Annotated in this window: 24 protein-coding genes and 1 other annotated feature (1 of these 25 cut by a window edge); of the genes, 19 read left to right on the top strand and 5 right to left on the bottom strand. The window is 51.9% G+C overall.

Going from position 1 to position 20,306, the window contains the following annotated elements; all coding sequences use genetic code 11:
* The first annotated feature begins 73 nt into the window (after positions 1-73).
* A complete protein-coding gene (gene pth / locus H503_RS0106215; RefSeq protein WP_227077592.1) occupies positions 74-667 on the top strand; it encodes an aminoacyl-tRNA hydrolase in 594 nt (197 codons plus the stop codon).
* Between the two features lie 44 nt (positions 668-711).
* On the opposite strand, the gene sdaAA is transcribed toward pth, so the two are convergent.
* The 3 genes from sdaAA to H503_RS0106200 all read right to left on the bottom strand — a co-directional run bounded on the left by sdaAA (position 712) and on the right by H503_RS0106200 (position 3,592).
* Positions 712-1,602, bottom strand: a complete 891-nt coding sequence (sdaAA, locus tag H503_RS0106210; RefSeq protein ID WP_009015492.1) for an L-serine ammonia-lyase, iron-sulfur-dependent, subunit alpha — start codon at positions 1,600-1,602, stop codon at positions 712-714.
* A gap of 23 nt (positions 1,603-1,625) precedes the next feature.
* A complete protein-coding gene (gene sdaAB / locus H503_RS0106205; protein ID WP_014128201.1) occupies positions 1,626-2,294 on the bottom strand; it encodes an L-serine ammonia-lyase, iron-sulfur-dependent subunit beta in 669 nt (222 codons plus the stop codon).
* A 107-nt stretch (positions 2,295-2,401) separates the two neighbouring features.
* Positions 2,402-3,592, bottom strand: a complete 1,191-nt coding sequence (locus H503_RS0106200) for a dicarboxylate/amino acid:cation symporter (RefSeq protein ID WP_009015491.1) — start codon at positions 3,590-3,592, stop codon at positions 2,402-2,404.
* A 171-nt stretch (positions 3,593-3,763) separates the two neighbouring features.
* Between H503_RS0106200 and H503_RS0106195 the strand changes: the two genes are divergently transcribed.
* The 10 genes from H503_RS0106195 (at position 3,764) to H503_RS0106150 (ending at position 11,387) form a co-directional block, all read left to right on the top strand.
* A complete protein-coding gene (locus H503_RS0106195) occupies positions 3,764-4,645 on the top strand; it encodes a LysR family transcriptional regulator (RefSeq protein ID WP_009015490.1) in 882 nt (293 codons plus the stop codon).
* Positions 4,646-4,750: 105 nt separating this feature from the next.
* On the top strand, positions 4,751-4,957 hold the full coding sequence (gene rpmE, locus H503_RS0106190) for a 50S ribosomal protein L31 (protein ID WP_009015489.1): 207 nt from the start codon (positions 4,751-4,753) through the stop codon (positions 4,955-4,957).
* Between the two features lie 60 nt (positions 4,958-5,017).
* The gene (locus H503_RS0106185; RefSeq protein WP_009015488.1) at positions 5,018-5,899 is read left to right on the top strand and encodes a DUF1385 domain-containing protein; all 882 of its coding nucleotides are present in this window, start codon (positions 5,018-5,020) and stop codon (positions 5,897-5,899) included.
* A 14-nt stretch (positions 5,900-5,913) separates the two neighbouring features.
* Positions 5,914-6,993: a peptide chain release factor 1 gene (gene prfA, locus H503_RS0106180; RefSeq protein ID WP_026385576.1), complete on the top strand. Its 1,080-nt coding sequence runs from the start codon at positions 5,914-5,916 to the stop codon at positions 6,991-6,993.
* Entirely contained in the window at positions 6,990-7,886 is an 897-nt protein-coding gene (gene prmC / locus H503_RS0106175) for a peptide chain release factor N(5)-glutamine methyltransferase (RefSeq protein ID WP_009015486.1), read from the top strand. The genes prfA and prmC overlap by 4 nt, the downstream gene beginning before the upstream one ends.
* Complete coding sequence (locus H503_RS0106170; protein ID WP_014128203.1) at positions 7,855-8,970, top strand: L-threonylcarbamoyladenylate synthase; 1,116 nt, start codon at positions 7,855-7,857, stop codon at positions 8,968-8,970. The genes prmC and H503_RS0106170 overlap by 32 nt, the downstream gene beginning before the upstream one ends.
* Before the next feature lie 255 nt (positions 8,971-9,225).
* Positions 9,226-9,663 carry a ribose 5-phosphate isomerase B gene (gene rpiB / locus H503_RS0106165; RefSeq protein ID WP_016459704.1) on the top strand — a complete coding sequence of 146 codons (438 nt, stop codon included), beginning with the start codon at positions 9,226-9,228 and terminating at the stop codon, positions 9,661-9,663.
* Positions 9,664-9,677: 14 nt separating this feature from the next.
* Positions 9,678-10,235: a TIGR01440 family protein gene (locus H503_RS0106160; protein ID WP_009015483.1), complete on the top strand. Its 558-nt coding sequence runs from the start codon at positions 9,678-9,680 to the stop codon at positions 10,233-10,235.
* Positions 10,236-10,295: 60 nt separating this feature from the next.
* Positions 10,296-10,922, top strand: coding sequence for a uracil phosphoribosyltransferase (gene upp / locus H503_RS0106155; RefSeq protein WP_009015482.1), 627 nt, complete (start codon positions 10,296-10,298; stop codon positions 10,920-10,922).
* 3 nt (positions 10,923-10,925) lie between these two features.
* The gene (locus H503_RS0106150; RefSeq protein WP_009015481.1) at positions 10,926-11,387 is read left to right on the top strand and encodes a deoxycytidylate deaminase; all 462 of its coding nucleotides are present in this window, start codon (positions 10,926-10,928) and stop codon (positions 11,385-11,387) included.
* Positions 11,388-12,040: 653 nt separating this feature from the next.
* Here H503_RS0106150 and fliB read toward each other — a convergent pair.
* On the bottom strand, positions 12,041-12,904 hold the full coding sequence (gene fliB, locus H503_RS0106140) for a flagellin lysine-N-methylase (protein ID WP_016459703.1): 864 nt from the start codon (positions 12,902-12,904) through the stop codon (positions 12,041-12,043).
* Between the two features lie 255 nt (positions 12,905-13,159).
* Between fliB and H503_RS11890 the strand changes: the two genes are divergently transcribed.
* The 4 genes from H503_RS11890 (at position 13,160) to H503_RS0106115 (ending at position 17,381) form a co-directional block, all read left to right on the top strand.
* Positions 13,160-14,146 carry a 4Fe-4S cluster-binding domain-containing protein gene (locus H503_RS11890; protein ID WP_016459702.1) on the top strand — a complete coding sequence of 329 codons (987 nt, stop codon included), beginning with the start codon at positions 13,160-13,162 and terminating at the stop codon, positions 14,144-14,146.
* A 20-nt stretch (positions 14,147-14,166) separates the two neighbouring features.
* Positions 14,167-15,243, top strand: coding sequence for a tartrate dehydrogenase (locus H503_RS0106125; RefSeq protein WP_009015478.1), 1,077 nt, complete (start codon positions 14,167-14,169; stop codon positions 15,241-15,243).
* A 96-nt stretch (positions 15,244-15,339) separates the two neighbouring features.
* Positions 15,340-15,927 carry a chorismate mutase gene (locus H503_RS0106120; RefSeq protein WP_016459701.1) on the top strand — a complete coding sequence of 196 codons (588 nt, stop codon included), beginning with the start codon at positions 15,340-15,342 and terminating at the stop codon, positions 15,925-15,927.
* Positions 15,924-17,381, top strand: a complete 1,458-nt coding sequence (locus tag H503_RS0106115) for an SLC13 family permease (RefSeq protein WP_009015476.1) — start codon at positions 15,924-15,926, stop codon at positions 17,379-17,381. The genes H503_RS0106120 and H503_RS0106115 overlap by 4 nt, the downstream gene beginning before the upstream one ends.
* A gap of 63 nt (positions 17,382-17,444) precedes the next feature.
* Here the strand turns inward: H503_RS0106115 and H503_RS0106110 are convergent, their stop codons facing one another.
* Positions 17,445-17,828 carry a hypothetical protein gene (locus H503_RS0106110; protein ID WP_014128210.1) on the bottom strand — a complete coding sequence of 128 codons (384 nt, stop codon included), beginning with the start codon at positions 17,826-17,828 and terminating at the stop codon, positions 17,445-17,447.
* Positions 17,829-18,156: 328 nt separating this feature from the next.
* Between H503_RS0106110 and H503_RS0106105 the strand changes: the two genes are divergently transcribed.
* The 4 genes from H503_RS0106105 (at position 18,157) to H503_RS0106090 (ending at position 20,031) form a co-directional block, all read left to right on the top strand.
* Complete coding sequence (locus H503_RS0106105) at positions 18,157-18,594, top strand: universal stress protein (RefSeq protein WP_014128211.1); 438 nt, start codon at positions 18,157-18,159, stop codon at positions 18,592-18,594.
* A 37-nt stretch (positions 18,595-18,631) separates the two neighbouring features.
* Positions 18,632-19,060, top strand: coding sequence for a universal stress protein (locus tag H503_RS0106100; RefSeq protein WP_009015475.1), 429 nt, complete (start codon positions 18,632-18,634; stop codon positions 19,058-19,060).
* 61 nt (positions 19,061-19,121) lie between these two features.
* A complete protein-coding gene (locus H503_RS0106095; protein ID WP_009015474.1) occupies positions 19,122-19,559 on the top strand; it encodes a universal stress protein in 438 nt (145 codons plus the stop codon).
* Positions 19,560-19,599: 40 nt separating this feature from the next.
* On the top strand, positions 19,600-20,031 hold the full coding sequence (locus tag H503_RS0106090; protein WP_014128212.1) for a universal stress protein: 432 nt from the start codon (positions 19,600-19,602) through the stop codon (positions 20,029-20,031).
* A gap of 97 nt (positions 20,032-20,128) precedes the next feature.
* Positions 20,129-20,306: a binding site (T-box leader), on the top strand (it continues 27 nt past the right edge of the window).

Raw genomic sequence — 20,306 nt, 5'->3', positions numbered from 1 at the left:
TGGGGCCATTCGGGAGCTGCTGCAGCACACTCTGCAGCAGCTCCTTTTGTCACCTAAAAAGGAGGAACAGGGAGTGAAACTCGTAGTTGCCCTCGGCAATATTGGTCCGGAATATGCGATGACGCGCCATAATATTGGCTTTATGACAGCTGATATCCTGGCCCGGCGCTGGGGTATGGAAGGGGATTGGAGAAAGGCAGAACGGGCCTTTTATTTGGAAAAACGGGTCCCGGAAAAAGTGCTTCTCATCAAACCCACAACATACATGAACCTTAGCGGCGATGCCGTCCGTGATTTTGCAGGTTTCTACCATCTGCAGCCGGAAGACGTCCTAGTCATCCAGGACGATATGGACCTTCCCGTAGGGTCGCTCCGGATCCGTAAACAGGGAACATCCGGTGGCCATAATGGGCTTAAGTCCATTGAAAAGGCGCTGGGAAGTGAACACTATCCTCGCATCAAAGTGGGCATCGGCCATCCCCTGCGTGTCCAGGAAGCTGTAGTTTCCCATGTCCTGCATCGATTTGAGGGAACGGATCGGGAAACGATTGCCCAGATCCTGGAAAAGGCGGCAGACGCCGTGGAAGACTGGATGAAGGGTGCTTCTATAAACGAGCTGAGCCAAAAATACAATCAAAAAGTCAAGCGGGAGAAAAAGGCCATCTGACAAAAAAAGACCTTCCAGCGGCAGCTGGAAGGTCTTTTACGTTCTTACTCCTTATCTTTGCCAAAAACTTGTTCTTTCATGCGGCGACCGGTCGGCGTGGCAGCAAGACCGCCGCCTGCTGTTTCTCGAAGGCTGGCAGGAAGGGCATTGCCGACATTTCTCATGGCGATGATGCATTCATCAACGGGAATGCAGGAGCCGATGCCGGCAAGGGCAATATCGGCAGAGGAGAAAGCGATGACAACGCCGCCGGCGTTACGCTTTACGCAGGGAATTTCCACAAGGCCGGCGACAGGGTCGCAGACAAGGCCGAGCTGGTTGGCGATGGCAACGGCACAGGCGTCAGCACATTGTGAAGGCGTACCGCCTGATAGTTCGACCATGGCAGCGGCCGTCATGCCGGCCGCGCTGCCGCATTCTGCCTGGCAGCCGCCTTGGGCGCCGGCGATGCAGGCGTTCTTGGCGATGACCATTCCGAAGGCTGCCGCCGTGAACATGCTCATGACCACATCCTTGCGGTCCATGCCCTTATCTTCCATGAGGGTAAGGAGACAGCCAGGCATGATGCCGCAGCTGCCGGCCGTCGGCGTAGCCACGATGCGCCCCATGGAAGCGTTGCAGCCGGATACGGAAAGGGCCCGCATCATGGCGCGGCTCACAATATTGCCGGAAAGGCCGCCCTTGGTTTCCGTGCTGTATACATCCATTTTGTAGCCTTCGCCGCCGGTGAGACCGCTCGTGGACTTTTGATCCTTCCGTTTGCCAAACTGGACCGCCTCAATCATGACATCGACATCATGGTCCATCTTTGCGAAGACTTCTTCTTCCGAAAGGCCCATATCAGCAGCCTGATCGGCAAGGACGACTTCACTGATTTTTTTTCCTTCTTTTTCAGCAGCTTCCACGAGGGAAGCAATGGAATCATAACTTAACATGGTGGTTCTCCTTTACGCGGCAATTAGATGGAACGGATGAGAAAGACGTTGGTCACGTTCTTCACGGTCCGGATATCTTCAATCATGCCTTCCGGCGGCATGCCATCGATTTCAATCGTCATCATGGCAATGCCCCCTTTGACAGGACGGGAAAGCTTGAAGTTTCCAATGTTGACGTCTTTGTATTTTTGCCACATGATGTTCGTGACTTCTGCAATGACGCCCGGACGGTCGTAATGGGGGACCAGGATGGTGTTGTGTTCCCCATTGAAGTCAACGGCCATGCCATTGATGGAGTCAACACGGATATTGCCGCCGCCGATGCTGGCCCCTTGGACCACAACCGGGGTGCCGTTGACGCCCTTGACGTGGATGCGGGCTGTATTGGGATGACTGCCCGGAATCTGGGTGGGCACAAAACGATAGGTGATGCCGGCTTTATCGGCAATGGAAAAAATGTCGCGGATTTCCTCAGAATAGCTGTGGTAGCCCATGATACCTGCTAAGAGCGCCCGATCCGTGCCATGGCCCCGATAGGTCTTGGCAAAGGACCCGGACAGTTCAACCATGACTTCCTTGGGTGCTTCCTGGTTCAAGACCTTGTTGGCGACGCGGCCCAGACGGACAGCACCGGCTGTATGGGAACTGGAAGGACCGATCATGATCGGCCCGATGATGTCAAATACGTTCATGATAACCCTCCTTTAGGGTAAAAGGGAAGGGTGCCCCTTTGATCCAATGAAGCAAGACGTTGTTTCAAGATTGGAGTGGCACCCTTGGCAAAATGAAAGCGAAATGCTTATTTTTCGATCCAAGTCTTATAAACTTTATCAATGACGACGGCAATGGCGTTATCACCGGAAACGTTGCAGGCCGTGCCGAAGGAATCCTGAGTGATGTAAAGGGCAACCATGAGGGCGCAGATCGGGCCGTTGGGGTCACCCAGCTGTTTACCAAAGATCATCCAAAGGAAAGGCAGGGCCGTCATGATGGAGCCGCCAGGAGCACCCGGAGAAGCAACCATGGCAATGCCGAGGGTCATGATGAAAGGAACAACCGTGCCCAGATGGATAGGAATCTGGTTCATGAGGCAGACTGCCGTGGCACAGGCTGTGATGGTGATCATGGAACCGCACATATGGATGTTGGCGCAAAGCGGAATGACGAAGTTACGGATCTGTTCGCTGACACCGTTGGCCTTGGCGCATTCCAGGTTGACCGGAATGGTGGCGGCAGAAGACTGGGTCCCCAATGCGGTGGTATAGCCAGGAACCTGGTTCTTCATGAGCATGAAGGGGTTCTTGTGGCCGATGGTGCCGGCAACCATGAACTGAACGAAGAGCAGGATGAAGTGCATGGCGATGACCACAAGGAAGACTTTCCACAAAACGCCCAGGATAACAAAGGTTTTGCCCGATTTGGTCATATCGACGAAGGTTCCGCAGACATAAAGCGGAAGGAACGGGATGATGGCATGGGTCAGAACAGCGTCGATGATGCCGGAAAAGTCCTTTACAGTACCATAGAGGGTGTCGCCAATGGTTTTGCCTTTAAGGGCGGACAGGGACAGACCCAGGATGAAGGCGAGCACAACAGCGGAAATCGTGTCAAGGATCGGTGGAATGGAAATGGAAAAGAACGGTTCGAGAGTAACGCCTGCGACCTTGGAAAGCTGTTCCGTAACATTGCTGCTAATGAAAGAAGGAAAAAGATTGTCAGCGACGAAAAAAGAGAACGTGCCGCCAATGAGGGTGGAACCATAGGCCAAAAGGGCCGTGATGAGAAGCAGTTTGCCGGCGCCTTGGGTCAGGTCAGCAATCCCCATCGTGACATAAGCCAGGATCATCATCGGGATGACAAACTTCAGGAAGTTACTGAAGATCCCCGATAAGGTGACAACGAGGCGGCAGACCTCTGTCGGCATGTACTGCCCGATGAGGGTACCTAGGATGATACCAATGATGATTTTTGGAACAAGACCGAGTTTCATGAAATAAAATCCTCCCCTTTTGTAAATGAATCAAACTGGTTCCATCGGTCAGGAACATCACGTTTGATTTTTCTGTAATTTCACTATACTATATGGTATAATATAAATCAAATTAATAAAATTAAAATGAGCAATGAAAAAATATGAAAGCGAAAGGCGCGTGGAAATAAAATGGAACTAAGACAATTGAGGAGCTTTTTGAAAATTGTGGAATTGCAAAGTTTCTCAAAAGCAGCGAAAGATTTAGGATACTCGCAGTCCGCCCTGAGTGTACAAATTCATGGGCTGGAACAGGAACTTGGCGTGCGTCTTTTTGACCGTATGGGAAAACAGGTAGGTCTCACCCAGCCGGGGAAGGAACTTTGCCAGCGCATTGTCCCCGTGCTCCATCAATTAGAAGAGATCCGCGTCGTGATGCAGGAAAAACCGCCAGCTGAGACGCTTCACCTCGGGATGATCCAGTCCCTGTGCAAATGCAAGATGCCCAAATTGATTCAGTTCTTCGGGGAAAATTATCCCCACATGAACCTGACGATTACGCTCGACAGCCCATCCGCCCTTCTGGATAAAATGGACCATAACCAAGTGGACTTTGTCTATATCCTTGATGAAAAGGTCTACAACGTCAAATGGGAAAAGGTCCTTGAGGAAAAAGAGGACATTGTCTTTATTGGGTCCATTGATTCACCTTTGGTCTACCGAAACGAAGTGGCCCTTGAAGAACTCATTAGTCAGCCTTTCTTCCTTACAGAAAAAGAGGACAACTACCGCCGTGCCCTGGATCAATTCCTGGCGTCCAAGAATCTTGAAATCCAGCCTTTTCTGGAAGTGGGGGATACGGATTTCATCCTTGATATGGTGCAGCGCAGCATGGGCTTTACGTTCTTGCCCCGCTACGTCATGGAAAATTCCTATTATCGGGATAAACTCAAGATTGTCAACGTACCGGGCTTTCACATGCACATGTACCGCCAGCTTTTCTATCATAAGAATAAATGGCTCACCAGCGGCATGAAGACCATCCTGGACCTTGTGGAAGCGGGAAAGCTTTAAATTCCCAACAAATAATGCCTTGCGTCGCTCTTTCTTGTGTGGTACAATACTAAGGCATTAATGTCTGGATATATTGGTGTAATATGAGAAAGAGGTGTCAAAGACATGAAAGAAGGAATTCATCCTAACTATGGTGAATGCACGGTCATCTGTGGCTGTGGCAACACGTTCAAGACGGGCAGCGTAAAAAAGGAACTCCGCGTAGATGTATGCTCCAAATGCCATCCGTTCTACACGGGCAAGCAGCGTGATATGTCCGCAAGAGGCCGCATCGAAAAGTTCAACAAGAGATACGGCAAGGATTCCAAATAAAAATGCGAACCGACAGCAGAGCCTTGGCTCTGCTGTATTGCTATACGGAGAAGAACCAAAATGACGAAAAAACTCAGTGTCGGCGGCCAAGCTGTCATTGAAGGGGTCATGATGAAGGGGCCGGAAAAGATGGCCGTTGCCGTGCGGCAGGCAAATGGGGAAATTGCCGTAGATGTCAAACCGGTTTCAAGTATCAGGGACCGTTATCCTTTTTTTAAAAAACCGTTTCTGCGAGGCGTCGTTTCTCTCGTTGAATCCTTGGTTGATGGAATGAAGGCCCTGTCCTATTCGGCCCAGATATCGGGTGAAGAAGAAGAAAAGCTGGACGATAAGGAAATGGCCCTTACCATTACGGTGAGCGTCCTTCTTGCCGTCCTTTTATTTGTCGTTGTACCGACCGGGGCCATGCGGCTTTTACAGGACCGCGGAGTCGGGCCTGTTGCCTTGAACCTTGTCGAGGGGTTCCTGCGTCTGGGCATTTTCCTTCTATATATAGGGGGCATTTCGCGGCAGCAAGAGATTCAGCGGGTCTTCCAATACCATGGAGCCGAGCACAAGACCATCTACACCTATGAACACGGACTCCCCCTTGTCGTGGAGAACGTGCGTCCTTTTTCGACGCTCCATCCCCGCTGCGGGACGAACTTCCTCATGATTGTCATGCTCATCAGCATCTTCATCTTTGCCTTTTTGGGCTGGCCCAGCCTTCCCGTACGGATCATGAGCCGCATTGTGCTCATGCCTGTCGTGGCGGGAATCAGTTATGAAATCATTCGCTATGCGGGCAACCATATCGAGCATCCCTGGGTACGCCGGGCCATTCTGCCGGGTCTGCTCCTGCAGAAACTGACGACAAGGGAACCGGATGACAGTCAGATTGAGGTGGCCATTGCCTCCCTCAAGGCAGTCCTGCCTCCTGACGAAAGCCATGAACAAGAATAAAGGAAGACAAAGCCATGTTTGAACATTTGGATAAACTCCAGGCCTTAGAAGACCGCTATATCGACCTGGAAGCAAAGATCAGCGATCCTTCCGTGATCAGTGACCAGGCGCAGTGGCAGAAATATACCAAGGCCCACGCAAAACTGACCGATGTGGTGGAAACCTATCGGGCCTACCAAAAATTACAGAAGACCTATGATGACGATCAGGCCCTTCTGGAAATGGGAGAGAGCGATGAGGAACTGGCGGCCATGGCCGAAATGGAAATGAAGGAACTGGCCCCGCAGCTGGAAGACTATGAAAAGCGGCTGACCATCCTCCTTCTGCCTAAAGACCCCAATGATGAAAAGAACATCATCATGGAAATCCGCGCCGGTGCCGGCGGCGATGAAGCGGCCCTTTTTGCTGGGGACCTTTTCCGCATGTACACCCGCTATGCCGAAACCAAGGGGTGGCGCGTGGAACTCATGGATTCCAGTCCTACGGGGCTTGGTGGTTTCAAAGAAGTCATCTTCATGGTGTCCGGCAGCGACGTCTACAGCCACATGAAATTTGAAAGCGGCGTCCACCGTGTCCAGCGCGTTCCCGAAACCGAAGCCCAGGGACGTATCCATACGTCGACGGCAACAGTGGCGGTCATGCCGGAAGCTGAGGAAGTGGATGTTGATATCAAGATGAGCGACATCCGCATCGACACCTACCGCGCTGGCGGTGCCGGCGGGCAGTATGTCAACAAGACGGAATCGGCTGTGCGTATGACGCATATCCCCACAGGCATCGTGGCCCAGTGCCAGGATGAAAAATCCCAGGCAAAGAACCGTGAAAAGTGTCTTCGCGTTCTTCGCTCCCGTATCTACGGGGCGGCCCAGGAAGCACAGCGCGCGGCCGAGGAAAGCGAGCGCCGCAGCCAGGTTGGAACCGGGGACCGGAGTGAACGCATCCGGACGTACAATTTCCCTCAAGGGCGCGTTACGGACCATCGCATTGGCCTGACGCTCCATAAATTGACGGATGTCATGAACGGAGACTTGGATGAACTCCTAGGGGCCCTCATGACGGAAGAACAGACAAAAAAATTACAGCAGGTGAAATGATGCAGGAGATGTGGACAATCTTACGGATCCTCAATTGGACCAAGGCTTATTTTGAGGATAAAGGCATCGAGTCGCCGCGCCTTGATGCGGAACTGCTTCTTTGCGCCGTTCTTGGGATGCGGCGCATCGACCTGTATACCCATTTTGACCAGCCCTTGGAAAAAGAGGAACTGGCGGCGTATCGAGGCTACGTCATGCGCCGGGCAAAGCGGGAACCCGTGGCCTATATCCTCGGCGAGAAAGGGTTTCTCGATTATACCTTTGCCGTGACTGCTGATACGCTCATTCCTCGTCCGGAAACGGAGCTGCTTGTCGAAAAGATCCTTGCCGTGACAGCCGACGGGCCCCTTGATATCTTGGAACTCGGCGTGGGAAGCGGAGCCATTTTGATTTCCCTCCTGCTAAAGCGGAAGGAGGCTCAGGGCCTTGGCGTCGATATTTCAGAAGGGGCTGTTGCGGTCGCACGGAAGAATGCCAAGAATCTGGGCGTCACGGACCGCAGTGAAATCATCGTATCCGATCTTTTTGAAAAGGTGCCTGAAGGCCGCAAGTTTGATCTCATCGTTTCCAATCCACCCTACATTCCCAAAAAGGATCTGGCCGGCCTTTCTCCGGAAGTGCGGAAGGAACCCTTGGGCGCACTTGACGGCGGGGAAGACGGCCTTGATTTTTACCGTCGCATCGTGCGGGAAGGCATGGCTTATCTTAAGGAAGATGGCCTGTTTGCTTTTGAAGTGGGCATTGGTGAAGGCGCGGCTGCTGCAGACCTTCTTGTTCAAAACGGCTGCGGCGCGGCCCGCGTCTTTCTTGACTATGCGGGGATTGACCGCATGGTCCTAGCAGCAAAAGAGGGGACAACCTATGCAGACAAAATTATGGAAACTGGAAACTAAGCGGGACCAAGCCATAGCGGAAGCGGCCGCCTTGATCCGGAAAGGGGAAGTTGTCGCATTCCCGACGGAAACGGTCTACGGCCTTGGGGCCAATGGCCTTGACGGTATGGCATGCCGGAAAATCTTTGCCGCTAAGGGCCGTCCGGCCGATAATCCCCTGATTCTCCATATTGCCGAAAAAGAGGATATGGAGGCGCTTACAAAAGGGCTTTCGCCGATGGCCCAAGCCTTGATGGAGGCCTTTTGGCCCGGCCCGATGACCCTCATTGTGCCGAAATCGGATAAGATTCCTGATGTCGTGACAGCTGGCCTTGATACGGTGGCTGTGCGTTTTCCCAGCCATCCTGTTGCACGGGACCTGATCCGGGCGGCGGGATGCCCTATTGCAGCCCCTTCAGCCAACAAATCAGGAAAACCGAGTCCGACGACCGCTCAGGATGTGCTCCTTGATATGGACGGTATCATTGCCGGCGTCCTTGATGGCGGTGCCTGCGACATCGGTGTCGAATCGACCATCATTGACACGACGGGCAAGGATCCGGTGATCCTGCGGCCCGGCGGAATTACACGGGAAATGATCAAGATGGCCATGGGCCGCGTGGCCTTGGACCCAGGGCTTGTCAAAAAAGGGGAAACACCCAAGGCACCGGGCATGAAGTATCGGCATTATGCCCCGACCGCTCCCATGCTTCTTGTGGAAGGACCGGAAGCTTCTTTGGGCCTCATCCGCCTTGCCATCATGGCCGAAGCCCATGGTCTTCGGACCGGTGTCATTGCCTTGAAGGCGACGGTGGACCATTTCCCCAAGGGCGGCAATTTTGTCATCCATAATGGAGGGGCCACCCTTGAAGCTTACGCCGGAACGCTTTTCCATGACCTGCGCGCCTTTGACAGCGAAGGCGTGGATCTCATCCTGGGAGAAGGGGTGCGTGAGGATCAGATGGGGCTTGCCATCATGAACCGCCTGCGCAAATCGGCCGGGCATAACATCATCTGGGCCGAAGGAGGCCTTCTTTATCATCGCAGCGGCGCCGTTCCTGAATGTTTGCGAACCCTTGTCATGGAAGGGATGCCGGAAAGATGAAAGAACAGGGACGTGGGAAAAAGCGCTGAATATTTCGAAAAATAAGCAGGACATTCCTTTTTCACTGGTCCTGAGCGCAGGCTCCTGGAATACAATCAAATATGGCTGTGAGGGAATGGACGGATTTCTTCACAGCTTTTTTGTGCAAAATCATGCAAAAGTGATGTATAAAATTAAGTGACAACAAGAAGAAGCCTTTGTGTTAAAATGAAAGGTAGAGTAATCCAACCGTAACCAAGCAAAGGGGGAACGATGATGAAGATCATTATGGGCTGCGATCACGGCGGCTTTGAACTTAAGGAAACCTTGAAGAAGGTCCTCATTGAAAAAGGCTATGAAGTGGAGGACTATGGAATCCATAAACAGGAGCGTGTCGATTATCCGGACTATGCCCAAAAGGTGGGAGAAGCCATTGCCAGCGGCAAAGGGGATCAAGGCATCCTCATCTGCGGCACGGGAATCGGCATGAGCATTGCGGCCAATAAGGTGAAGGGCGTCCGCGCAGCCCTTTGCAATGACTGCTATTCGGCTGCCAAAGCCAGACAGCACAACAATGCCAATGTGCTCTGCATGGGGGCCCGCGTTCTGGGGCCGGGCCTTGCCCAGGAAATCATGGAAGCCTATCTCAATGCTTCCTTCCTTGGCAGCTATCATGAAGGCCGTGTGGAAAAGATCATGGCCCTTGAAAAATAAAAGAGGTCTTGAATGTGAAACTGGAAGAATTGGTACAGGAACTGGAAGAATCCATTGAAGAACTGATCCGCAAGGGAAATGCCAAGGCAGGAAGCGTCCTTGTCATTGGCTGCTCCACGAGTGAGATCTTAGGCAACCGTATTGGTACGGGGGGCAGCCTTAAAGCAGCAAAAGCTTTTTTTGCCGCTGTCCATAAAGTGACCAAAAAGCATAAGATCATGCTGGCGGCCCAGTGCTGCGAGCACCTGAATCGGGCCCTTGTTGTCGAGGAAAAGACCATGGAAAAACTGGGACTCCAGGAAGTGACGGTGCGACCCGTGGAACACGCGGGCGGCGCTTGGGCAACGGCGGCCTATGAGGGCTTTTCCAAACCGGCAGTGGTCCTTGCCCTTCGTGCTGACTTGGGGCTTGATATTGGTCAGACCCTGATCGGCATGCACCTTAAACCCGTCGCCGTTCCTGTCCGCCTTTCGCGAAAGAAATTGGGCGAAGCCGTTCTCACGGCGGCCTTTACCCGTCCGCCCCTCATTGGTGGTGCCCGGGCCGTATATCCGGATAAGCACCTGCGCTGACCCTGATACGATGGGGCCCTATTATCCCATTAAAGTGAACAAGATAAAGGAGAAATGAAGATGCAAATCCATGTCGTTGACCATCCCTTGATTAAAGAAAAAATGACCCGTCTCCGAGATAAGAACACGCAGCCAAAGGATTTCAGACAGCTCCTTGACCAAATTGCCCAGCTGCTGCTTTTTGAAGTGACCCGTGATCTGCCTGTCCGTCACAAGAAAGTCACGACACCGCTTGCTGAAACAACGGGCTATGAACTTGATGTATCGGGAATCACGGTGGTGCCGATTCTCCGCGCCGGTCTGGGATTCCTTGATGCGGTCATGGACCTTGTGCCGGAAGCCAAAGTGGGCCATATTGGCCTTACCCGCGACGAGGAAACGCTGCAGCCCATCAAATATTACTGCAAGATGCCTAAAGACAAGGATGCGGAAATCATCCTCATCGACCCCATGCTCGCTACGGGCGGCAGTGCCGAAGCTGCCATTACCATGCTCAAGCAGGATGGCTACAAACATTTTCGCTTTATGTGCCTTGTGGCCGCGCCGGAAGGGGTTGCCCTTGTCAACCGCAGCCATCCGGAAGTGCCCATTTATACGGCAGCCCTTGATGACCATCTGAATGAAAATGGCTATATCGTTCCCGGTCTTGGTGATGCCGGCGACCGCGTCTTTGGTACGCTGGAGTAACCTATGAAAAGACCGGACTGGGACAGTTATTTTATGGAAATCGCTGAGGTGGTTGCCAAGCGCTCCACCTGTCTGCGCCGACAAGTAGGTGCCGTTTTGGTCAAGGACCGGCAGATCCTTGCCACGGGCTACAATGGAACGCCAAAGGGCATCGCCCATTGTGAGGAAGTGGGATGCCTTCGGGAGCAGCTCCATGTCCCCAGCGGTCAGAACCACGAACTTTGCCGCGGTATCCACGCCGAACAAAATGCCGTCATCCAGGCGGCTGTAAACGGCGTGTCCACCAAAGGCGCGACGCTGTACTGCACGCATCAGCCCTGTGTTGTCTGCTCCAAGATCCTCATCAATGCCGGGATTGAGCGCATCGTCTATGCCCATCCGTATCCTGACCGGTTGGCACAGGAGATGCTGGCAAGCGATAAGCAACTGACCTTGGAAGAATTCAAACCGAAAAAAGACGAGTAAAAGCAAAAAGCCTCCACCAAAAGGTGGAGGCTTTTTCTTTGTCAGAGGGCATCAAAAAATTTCCTCCCAAGGGCTGTCTCATTGATCCTGATTTCAAAAAGAGCAGAGGCTCACTAGATCCAACTAATCCCTAAGAACCCTAACCTGAACCAGCGCTTACGTTCGGTTTAGGGGTTAGTTTATCATCTTTTGCCTTCCGTTCTTTCTTCCATTTGCCTTTTATCAATTCGGGTCAGATGGCTCCTTTTGTGAGGAACCCCGCTTCCAACGACGGCAGCAATCCCACTGGTATAGCGCCGTGGGAGTTGATGCGCGAAGGTTCTTTGAAGCGGCGCTCCCAAAAGTAAATGAGCGACGCGTGAGTTTCCTTACGGCCAGAGGCCGGTACGTTGAGGAGATTGAGGCCCGTGGGAGACAAAGTAGATGGGCCCTATGGAATGAAGATCGCAAAAAGCTTCCGCTTTGATAAGCTGGGCGCTGGAGGGGATGACACAAGGTTGGGAAAGGAAGCGCCCAGGCGTATGCTATCCCCAAACGTGGGAAGGTTCATCGTACAATAGGCTATGAGGAGGCCATTGTTTCCATAAAATCTTTTTTAAGCAATGGACTCGCGTACTTCATCAAATGAGCCCGATTTTTGGACTGAGTAAAAATTAAAGCCGTTCCAATAGCCAATCCACATTATCTGTATCATATTCAATCTGTTCGGACCAGCGGCGCAGGGCTTCTTCAAGGTTGCCGTGAAGGGCTGTTTCCATGAAGATGAAGTCCGTGCTGCGCCGGGCATAGGCGCGGACCGCATCAAGGCCGTAGGCTTCGACTTTATCAAGCTGACGGTAAAAAATAAATTGATAGATCCGGTCAAAGGAAATGGGGTCATAGGTCTTTTCATAGGAAGCCACTTTTTCCAGTAAGGCGGGGATCATGCCCTGCAGGCTGCGGATCTCTTCCGTCCATGCTTCATCAATGGGTTCGGTAATCATGAGGTCAGCCAAGATGCTTTGACAGGATTTGCTGCTGAAAAGCGGGGCATAGTGGGTCAGGCTTTCCGGCAGGGAAAAGCCCATGAAGTCCAAAAGTTCCTTGAAGGTATAGATAAAAGCTGTGTCTTCTTCCGTAAAGGTAAGCGGTTCGTGAGGGGCCAAAAGAAGCTCGCATGAGGCTTCGCAGCAAAGGCCCGTGCCGCAGAGAATAAATTCATCGACATAGGTGAAAAAGCGGGGATGGACTGTGCAGATGTCACAGAGCTTATCTTCCCCCAGCGCTGTAATTACTTCACAAAGTCCGTCCGTCCGCAGAAGGGCGCAGAAGCCCTTATCGGTTAATTTGAAATGCCAGCCGTCAGGACCTTTTTCCATATGGTCTTGGATTTTTTTGCCCAGGGGCGTCTTAAGGCCGCGGTAGTAGTCTGCTGTATCGTCATCAATATCGATTTCCCATTTTTGGCAGCATGTATGGCGGCAGGCACCAGCCTTGCAATGGAAATCATTGAAACCTTGGGGCAGGATGGAAATCATGGAATTCACCTCGAATGCGTAGGATCCTTCTATTATACATCGCTGCCTCCCTTTGGCGGAGAAAAAACTCTTTTTTCCTGTAAAAATGGGCGCAGCTGCCAGAGAAAGAAACAAAAAATTGAAATCTACCAATTTTTTATGGTAGAATAAACAATAGTGAGATTTTGGGGGGAAAGTGCGCCATCCTGTGTTTTCCCCTTGTCCACAGGGCGCCGCTTTTGGCGCCTGAAGCTAAAAAAGGTTGAGGGGATTTTGATGATAACAAGAACACTTGATGCCAAACTGGCCGCAGCGGCAAAGTCCTTCCCGTATAAGACGAGAGAAGGCGGTGCGACGGTCACGGTCTTTGTACCTTATGACTGCAAGAACAACTGCCCGTTCTGCGTCAATAAGGAAGAATATGCAGACTGCACGGGCTTTTCCCTGGAAGCCATCAAAAAAAGCATGGAAACGATGGACCGTCTGACGCCGTATTGTGATTTTGTCTTTACAGGCGGTGAACCGTTGGCCAATCTCGAAAGTCTGCAGCAGATGCTCGATAAGGTCTCATTGACGCACAAGGTCTATATCAATACGACCCTGCCCGTGTCCCAGACCCAGACCGAGGAAGAAATCCTGGCTTTTTTGGAGCGGAACAAGCAGAAGATTACCTGTCTTAACATTTCGCGCCATATGCAGCATTTCGTCCAGGAATCCAATGATTCCCTTCTGGAAAAGCTGCCTGTCCGTTTCCGGATCAACTGCGTCCTTTATAAGAACTATCCGAAGGAGCAGCTTGTACCCTTTATGGAACGCTTCCGTAAGGTCCATGCGCCGAGCATCCAGTTCCGTTTCGACTATACGGAAACAACGCCGGAAAACCTCTATGACAGGCAGGGGGACAAGATCCTTCAGGATCTTAGGAAAGTGGCTCGGTATACTGGCCTTGACGGCTGCCGCATGCGCTGCGGGTTCCACTTTACGTACAAGGACCTGGAACTTGTCTACCATAAGACGCTGCCCTACAGCACGATCTTTGAAAAAGACAGCGATGGTCGGGACTGCGCCATTTTGTACGACATCCTCATCAAACAGACGGGACGGATCGATTCGGACTGGGATGGAACCGTCCTTGACGTGGAAAAATACAGCCGCGTGACATTTGAACCTTATGACCTCAAATGGCTGGAAAAGGTCGCTGAACCAGGAGCCAAGGCGGCTGCGGCCCTGAATTTTTCTCCTGTGACGTGTTCCCTTTCGTAAGGGATAAAGGAGGTGGAATGATGTCAACAAAAACCGTGTATCGTGTGGCTGTCATCGGCGGCGATGGGATTGGACCGGAGGTCCTGCGGGAAGGGCAAAAGGCCCTTGCTGCCGTGGCTCAAAAAGACGGTCGTTTTTCCTTCGAATTTACGGAATTTCCCTGGGGCTGTGAATACTACCTAAAGACGGGAAAGATGATGCCTGAGGACGGCATCGAGACGCTGAGCCATTTTGATGCCATCTATTTGGGCGCGGTGGGCTATCCCGGTGTTCCGGACCATATTTCCCTCCGTGACCTGCTTCTGCGCATCCGTCACGATTTTGATCAGTATGTCAACCTGCGCCCTGTCAAGCTTCTTAAAGGTGCACCCTGCCCGCTAGTGGGGATTACGGAAAAAGATATCGACATGGTCTTTATCCGGGAAAACAGCGAAGGAGAGTACGCTGGTTCCGGAGCTTGGCTCTATCCGGGCACGCCGCGGGAAACAGTCATCCAGAACGGGGTCTTCTCCCGCTTTGGGACAGAGCGCATCATGCGCTATGCCTATGAACTGGCTAAAAAGGAACACCGCAGCCTCACCAGCATCAGTAAGGGCAATGCCCTCAATTATTCCATGGTTTTCTGGGACCAGATCTTTGCGGAACTGGGAAAGGAATATCCCGAAGTGGAAACCCATTCCTATCTGGTCGATGCAGCGAGCATGTTCATGGTCAAAGATCCCAAACGGTACCAAGTGGTGGTCTGCTCCAATCTGTTTGGGGACATCCTGACTGACCTTGGCGCCGCCATTTCAGGCGGCATGGGCCTTGCTGCCGGGGCAAACCTCAATCCTGAAAGGACCTATCCATCCATGTTTGAGCCCATCCACGGAAGCGCACCGGATATTGCCGGTACGGGAAAGGCCAATCCCTTGGCTTCCATTTGGTCTGCCAGCCAGATGCTTGATTTCTTCGGCCACCCTGAATGGGGTCGCCGGCTTCTTGCAATCATCGAAGCCATGCTCGTAGAAAAAACAATTCTCACGCCTGACATGGGCGGTACGGCCACGACAAGTGAAGTGGGTGACGAGGTCGTCAAAAGAATTGAAGAAGCGTAATTGACTCCTTCAGCAAAAGTGTTCCTGGAATCCCTTTTCAGGCACTTTTGCTTTTTTGTAGGAATCCAGCAGGAAAGTAGAAAGGAAGGCAAGAATATGAAATTAGAAGATGTGAGAAAAGAAATCGATGCCCTTGATCCCCAGATCAAGACACTCATCCTGCGCCGTATGGACTGCTCTTTGGAAGTGGCCAAGGCAAAGCAGGCGGCAGGGGAGACCACAATCTATCGGAGGGACCGGGAAAAGGCCATCTTGGACCGTTTGGGGGCGGATGTTCCAGCTGACCGTCTGCCGGAATACCTTGCCGTGGTGCGGAAAATCATGGAAACAAGCCGCATGTTTCAATATGGCCTGCTCTTTGATTGGAATCCGGATCTTTTCAAGGAACTTTCTGCCGGCATTGACACGACTCCCGGCGGCTGGCGCGTCAAGATTCGTCTGACCCGTCCGGACGAGCCCAACGCCATGAGCAGCATCCTCAGCATGGTAGGTGATTATGGCTTCAACATGCAGTATATGGAACTCATGTCCTTCAACGAAGGGACCCACTCCGTGACCTTTGACCTCACCATCTTGGGAGACTTGTCCGATACGGCCATGCAGAAGCTCCTTTTCCAGCTTTCCAAGGAAAGTGAAGGCTTTGTCATTCTCCAGAATGACCGGAAGGACGGTGCCGCCAAATGACGAAACAGACGAAGGACCTCGTTTGGATGATCGTGTCGCTGGCCGCTGGCTTTGCGGTCTCGCGCCTTACCCCGACGCCGCCCCTTACGCTGGAAGGACTCGCTGTTTTGGGCGTCTTTTTGTCATCGCTCATGATGTGGATCACCATTTCCATTGATTGGCCGAGCCTCATTACCCTGTTTCTTTTGGGCCTGTTGCCTCATTTTGGATTTCCCGCTGTTTTTCGGGGCGCCTTTGGAAATGTGACGGTTGCGTTCCTGCTCTTTACTTTTGTTCTCGTTTATCCGCTGTCAAAGACGTTTTTTGTCCGGCGCTGCGCTGTGGCTTTTGTCACGAACCGCTTTGCCCGGAAAGGCCCTTGGTGCTTTGTCTCTTTCCTCTTATTTTCCGTGACCTTCATGGGACTTTTCATCAGCCCATCTGTCCTTTTTGTGGCCTTTATGCCATTTTTGGAGGATATCTATGAAGTGCTTCAAATAAAGAAAAAGAGCCAGACTGGCAATATGCTCATGCTGGGGACGGCTTTCTGCATCAGCCTTTCGTCGGGCATGACTGCCATTGGACATGTCTGGCCAACCCTTGCCATTGGCTATTACAAAGCGGCTGCGGGGATTGAGGTGAACCAGTTTCAGTATATGGCTGTCGGCATCCCGACGGGGCTGGTCCTTGTCCTTTCCCTCATTGCCGTTTTCCGCTATATCTATCGCCCCAGTGATCTTGCGCAGATGGACCTAAGAAAAGCGATGGAACTGAAAACCCTCGTTCCCAAGACAAGCCGCAGGGAAGTCATGATCCTTGCCGTCATGGCGCTGACCGTCATCCTGTGGGTGGGACCGAGCCTATTGCGTGGCGTGAGCCCTTGGCTTTATAAGAGCCTCAGCCGCTATACGACGGCCATGCCGCCCCTTTTGGGCTGCATCCTCCTTTTTATCCTCCGGGAAAACGGGGAGCCGCTCCTAAGCTTCAAGGAAGCTGTTTCCAACGGGATCCTTTGGGCGGCTATCCTCATGACCGGGGCTGCCACTATGCTGGGGTCGGCCCTGACCAACCAGGAGATGGGCATCAAGGAATGGCTGAGCACTATGTTGGGCCCTGTAGCCGCTTCACTTCCTGCAGAAGGCATCATTCTCTTCTTCTTTGCTTGGTGCATCCTTGAAACGAATTTTTCATCGAATATCGTTACGACGACTGTGGTCAGTGCCGTGGCCCTTTCGGTCCTGCAGGCCCTGCCGCAGGGAACGGTGGCCGTTGGTGCCGTCGTCTGCCTCATTGGGTTTGGAGCTGGGATCTGCAACATGACGCCTGCCGGTCAGTCGACCATCAATACCGTGGCCATCAGCTCGGGCTGGACAACGGCTCGGGATATGTTTATTTGGGGCGGTATCTTTTCCCTTCTGGCCCTTCTGGCGATGGCCTTTGTTGGTTATCCCTTGGGCGTCCTCATCATTGGCTAGTAAAAAAGCTGTGAAACAAGCGTGTTCTTGCTTCACAGCTTTTCCTTTTTACAGGGCTGCCCCTTATTTGTTCTTTTCCCGCCGCGCCCGCTTTGCTTCTTCCCGTTTGCGGATTTTTTCCTTGTGCTTCAAGGACTTGGCACTGGTCCGTTTCTCAATGAACTCGTGCGGTTCCGGTGCGTCGTCTTGGCCATGCTTTATTTTGTAGTAGATGACAAAGGCTGCAAGGGCGACCATGGGGAGGGCGCCCAAGATGGCGCGGGAAATGTCATTGCGCGTAATGACGAGGAGGTTCCATAAGATGACCACAAGGGGCGTCAGCGTCCATTGGGCAATCTTTGACTTAGTCCCTGAAGCCCCGAAAAAACGGAGGCAGAATCCGTAGACCAAAAAGGCGACGGAAAAGGACATAAGGGAAAGGAGAAGAATAAAAATAAAAAGTTCCACAGTGACACCTCAATCAATCAGTTTTCAGCCATCATTATACACGATGGTCGGAGAAAAGAAAATTTTTCCTTTTTTAGAAAAAAGCTTGGAATTTTGATGATAATCAAATAAGAAGATCATGAGATGGGAAAGAAGGGACTAATGAGAAACAAATTGAGCATAATATAAGGTTAATAGAGACAGTTTACCTCTATTGTGTAACTTTTGTCATATATTTTCTTATAGGAAAAATTTTTCTCACAATACGGTAAAAATAAAAGGGTTCCCAAAACGAAGGGCGAATAAGGACAATAAGGATAAGAATAGCAGATCACTTGGAGGTGGTTATATGTTTGAGAAGATCCTGGTCCCTGTTGATGGGTCTGAAACGAGTTGGAAAGCCATGGAAGAAGCAAAGAAACTGGCCGAAGCATTCCGTGGGGAAATGGTTGTTGTCAATGTCATTCAACCCTATAACAATGCTGCACTCTTGGTTGTGCCCTTAGATCAGGCCACCATCAGCCAAGGTAATGAAGAACTGACAAAGATCGGCAACAGCGTCCTTGAAACGGCCAAGGAAAAAATGCAGGACTTCAAGGGCAAAAAAGAATTCCTTCTTGAAGTCGGTCATCCGTCCGAGAGGATCATTGCTGTCAGCAAGGAAAAGGCCTGCACGTCCATTGTCATCGGCAGCCGCGGCCTGTCCGGCATTGCCGAATTCTTCCTGGGCAGCGTCAGTTCCAAGGTTTCCCAGTATGCTTCGGTGCCGGTCCTCATCGTAAAATAAGGACTGCGGCCCGCGTATTTATGGAGGTGAGTTTCCTATGATGAAAAAGATCCTGGTTCCCATTGATGGGTCCGATATTTCCCTGCGTGCCATGAATTTTGCCATTGAGTTGGGGAAACATTTTGCAAGTGAGATTGTTGTCCTCAATGTGGATATTCCCTACGACCTGAGCCGTATCAAACCGGCTGTGAAGGATAAGGACGGCAACGAGATTGAATCGGCCCGCCTGACCCCGCTTGAACTGGCACAGCGGGAGGCAGGAAAATCAGGCTATGACAAGATCACCTTCAAGAAATATGTCGATATCGATCCGGCGGAAAAAATCTGCGAAGTGGCAGAGACCATTGACGCGGACCTCATCGTCATGGGCAATCGCGGAATGGGCGTCCTTGCCGGATTCTTCCTGGGCAGTGTCAGCACAAAGGTTTCCCAAAGTGCCCATTGTCCGGTGACCATCGTCAAATAGCAGGTATGGTACCTGACGCTAGGAATAGGGAGGTTCCCCTAAGGTAAGGAGGTAGAGGTGTATGTTCAAGAAGATCTTAGTTCCTGTTGATGGTTCCTCGACGAGCTGGAGAGCCCTTGAAACGGCAAAGGATCTGGCTGTGAAGTATGACGGTGAGCTCATTGTAGCTCATATCGTCCAGACTTACAGCAGTGCCGATCTTTATATCAACAGCTTGGACCAGACGGCTGTTGCTGCAGAAAATGACCAGTTGACCCGTATTGGCAGCAGTGTTCTTGACACGGCAAGAACCAAGATGGAAGGCTTTACGGGCAAGGTCGACTATCTCATGGATGTGGGCCATGCCTCGGACCGGATTATTGAACTCAGCAAGGACAAACATGCAGATGCCATCGTCATCGGAAGCCGTGGCCTGTCCGGCATCGCTGAATTTTTCTTGGGCAGCGTCAGCTCCCGCGTGGCGCAGTACGCCGCTGTCCCTGTCCTTATCGTGAAATAGGCAGAGGAAAGAAAAGACGCCGTAACTAGGGGGTGGTCTTATGTTCAAGAAATTCCTCGTTCCGATTGATGGTTCCCAAACCAGTTTCCGTGCTCTTGAAACGGCGGCGGATATGGCAAAGGCTGTGGGCGGTGAACTCATTGTCATCCATGTGGTGCCGAGCAATAAAGTCAACCAGCTCATTGTCGTTGGCAATAAGCCCGTCAAGGATACGAGCGTGAAACCAACCCAGATTGGTAAGATGGTCCTTGATACGGCAAAGGACAAACTGAAGGATTTTGCTGGTGCAGCCGAGTTCGACATGGAATTTGGCGACGCCGCTGAAATGGCCGTTACCGTGGCTAGGGAAAAAGGTGCCGATGCCATTGTCATCGGTAAACGCGGTCTGTCAGGCGTGGAGGAATTCCTCCTGGGCAGCGTGAGCAGCAAGGTGGCCCAGCTGTCGCCCGTACCGGTGATCATCGTCAAATAGCACAAGGGAACCTGTGGCAGCAGCTGCAGGTTCCTTTTTTGGAACCGGCGGAAAGATTGACATTCCCCGCGCTCCTTGGTAAAATAAGCTATATATGTAAAAAGCGTTGAACGGGAGGAGTAGGGGGCCCTTTCCTTTTAAGAGAAGATGCGGCCGGTGCAAGCATCTAGGAAAATCCCTTGAAGTCGCCCGGGAGCTGGCGTGCTGAACCAAAGTAAGCCCGCCCGTTTGGCTCGTTACGTCCTCAAGTTGCCCAAGCAATTGGGAAAATAGGT

The sequence above is a fragment of the Acidaminococcus intestini DSM 21505 genome (genome assembly GCF_000425045.1).
In the GTDB taxonomy this organism is placed as follows: domain Bacteria; phylum Bacillota; class Negativicutes; order Acidaminococcales; family Acidaminococcaceae; genus Acidaminococcus; species Acidaminococcus intestini.
This window is presented reverse-complemented; position numbering and strand designations above follow the sequence as displayed.

Coding starts and splice junctions, on each gene's coding strand:
- sdaAA (WP_009015492.1), bottom strand. CDS start 1,602: ATGTTAAGTTATGATTCCATTGCTTCCCTCGTGGAAGCTGCTGAAAAA.
- sdaAB (WP_014128201.1), bottom strand. CDS start 2,294: ATGAACGTATTTGACATCATCGGGCCGATCATGATCGGTCCTTCCAGT.
- H503_RS0106200 (WP_009015491.1), bottom strand. CDS start 3,592: ATGAAACTCGGTCTTGTTCCAAAAATCATCATTGGTATCATCCTAGGT.
- H503_RS0106195 (WP_009015490.1), top strand. CDS start 3,764: ATGGAACTAAGACAATTGAGGAGCTTTTTGAAAATTGTGGAATTGCAA.
- rpmE (WP_009015489.1), top strand. CDS start 4,751: ATGAAAGAAGGAATTCATCCTAACTATGGTGAATGCACGGTCATCTGT.
- H503_RS0106185 (WP_009015488.1), top strand. CDS start 5,018: ATGACGAAAAAACTCAGTGTCGGCGGCCAAGCTGTCATTGAAGGGGTC.
- prfA (WP_026385576.1), top strand. CDS start 5,914: ATGTTTGAACATTTGGATAAACTCCAGGCCTTAGAAGACCGCTATATC.
- prmC (WP_009015486.1), top strand. CDS start 6,990: ATGATGCAGGAGATGTGGACAATCTTACGGATCCTCAATTGGACCAAG.
- H503_RS0106170 (WP_014128203.1), top strand. CDS start 7,855: ATGCAGACAAAATTATGGAAACTGGAAACTAAGCGGGACCAAGCCATA.
- rpiB (WP_016459704.1), top strand. CDS start 9,226: ATGAAGATCATTATGGGCTGCGATCACGGCGGCTTTGAACTTAAGGAA.
- upp (WP_009015482.1), top strand. CDS start 10,296: ATGCAAATCCATGTCGTTGACCATCCCTTGATTAAAGAAAAAATGACC.
- H503_RS0106150 (WP_009015481.1), top strand. CDS start 10,926: ATGAAAAGACCGGACTGGGACAGTTATTTTATGGAAATCGCTGAGGTG.
- fliB (WP_016459703.1), bottom strand. CDS start 12,904: ATGATTTCCATCCTGCCCCAAGGTTTCAATGATTTCCATTGCAAGGCT.
- H503_RS11890 (WP_016459702.1), top strand. CDS start 13,160: ATGATAACAAGAACACTTGATGCCAAACTGGCCGCAGCGGCAAAGTCC.
- H503_RS0106125 (WP_009015478.1), top strand. CDS start 14,167: ATGTCAACAAAAACCGTGTATCGTGTGGCTGTCATCGGCGGCGATGGG.
- H503_RS0106120 (WP_016459701.1), top strand. CDS start 15,340: ATGAAATTAGAAGATGTGAGAAAAGAAATCGATGCCCTTGATCCCCAG.
- H503_RS0106115 (WP_009015476.1), top strand. CDS start 15,924: ATGACGAAACAGACGAAGGACCTCGTTTGGATGATCGTGTCGCTGGCC.
- H503_RS0106105 (WP_014128211.1), top strand. CDS start 18,157: ATGTTTGAGAAGATCCTGGTCCCTGTTGATGGGTCTGAAACGAGTTGG.
- H503_RS0106100 (WP_009015475.1), top strand. CDS start 18,632: ATGATGAAAAAGATCCTGGTTCCCATTGATGGGTCCGATATTTCCCTG.
- H503_RS0106095 (WP_009015474.1), top strand. CDS start 19,122: ATGTTCAAGAAGATCTTAGTTCCTGTTGATGGTTCCTCGACGAGCTGG.
- H503_RS0106090 (WP_014128212.1), top strand. CDS start 19,600: ATGTTCAAGAAATTCCTCGTTCCGATTGATGGTTCCCAAACCAGTTTC.